Genomic DNA, 1,176 nt, shown 5'->3' with positions numbered 1-1,176 from the left:
GCGGTGAAAAACGCGATCGTCCGCTGGACGGATCGGTATTTTCCGGAGTTTTGGACGGTGTTTCGCGACCTGGGGAAAACGGCGCTTTCGGTGCTGGAGTGGACGCCGCTTCCGGCCGATATGGCCGGCCGATCCGCCGAGGAGCTCATCGAGGTGTACCGGCAAAGCGAAGGGCTGAAATGCCCGCAGAAGGCCAAAATTCAGGCGTTGATCAACGCCGCGAAGGACTCGATTGGGGTGACGGAAGGGACGACGATGGCCCGGTTTGAGATCGCCGCGCTCGTCCGCCGATACCGCCAATTGGAGGCTGAGATCGCCGCGTTGGACGCCGAGTTGAAGGCATTGGTTCAAACGACGATGGAGTACCAATGGCTGAAAACGGTCGACGGGTTGGGAGACGCCACGATTATCGATCTTCTGGCGGAGATCGGCAGCTTCGCCCACTATCGGGACCCGCGTCAATTGGTGAAGTTGGCGGGCCTGACGCTCAAGGAGAACTCCTCCGGCCAGCGCAAAGGGCAAAAGCACATCTCCAAACGGGGACGGAAACGGCTGCGATCGGTGCTGTTTCGGGCGATGATTCCGCTGATTCGGCACAACGAGGCGTTTCGCGAGCTGCATGAGTATTATACGACCCGCCCCGTCAATCCGCTGACCGGAAAGCAGTCCATCGTCGCATTATGCCGGAAGCTGTTGAATGTGCTGTTTGCGATTTGTACGAAGAAACAAGCCTTTGACGCGGAGCGAATGAAACAGGACGTCTTGTCCCAGGTGCAACGGGCGGCCTAAGGCCTCCCCCTGCGAACGGAAGAATCGTTGGACAACAGGATGACACCGGAGAAGCTGGCGTGATTTTATCCATTCGACCTTGAGTCCCCAAAGGAGCTTGGCCGGCCTCCGCCTGATGACGAGACCGAACGAGGGAATGTTGGCGCGAAGACGCCCGGAGACATGGGAGGGTTCGTCCTCATCAGCGACGCGGAGATCCAAAGGGTGCATCGAATACGCTTCCCCCCATGGCAGGAAAATATAACCAGCCGTGGCCGCGAAGCGCACCCTAGGTCTGTAAGATATCCACAAAACTGAAAAAGGATGTAAGAGATTTTGTCGAAAAATATTTTTTGGACACCCCTGAGGGGCCGAAAAGCCTTGATAAATCAACATTTCTAGAGGGAG

The 1,176-nt window shown here is 57.1% G+C and carries 1 pseudogene (only partly in view); it reads left to right on the top strand.

Going from position 1 to position 1,176, the window contains the following annotated elements:
• A pseudogene (locus ETR37_RS10930) lies at nucleotides 1-789 on the top strand (IS110 family transposase) (it extends 268 nt beyond the left edge of the window).
• Nucleotides 790-1,176: the final 387 nt, after the last annotated feature.

The sequence above is a fragment of the Geobacillus sp. PK12 genome, assembly GCF_004123125.1.
Lineage (GTDB): Bacteria > Bacillota > Bacilli > Bacillales > Anoxybacillaceae > Geobacillus > Geobacillus zalihae.
Note: the sequence above shows the minus strand (reverse complement) of the source record. Positions and strands in the feature narration are given on the sequence as shown.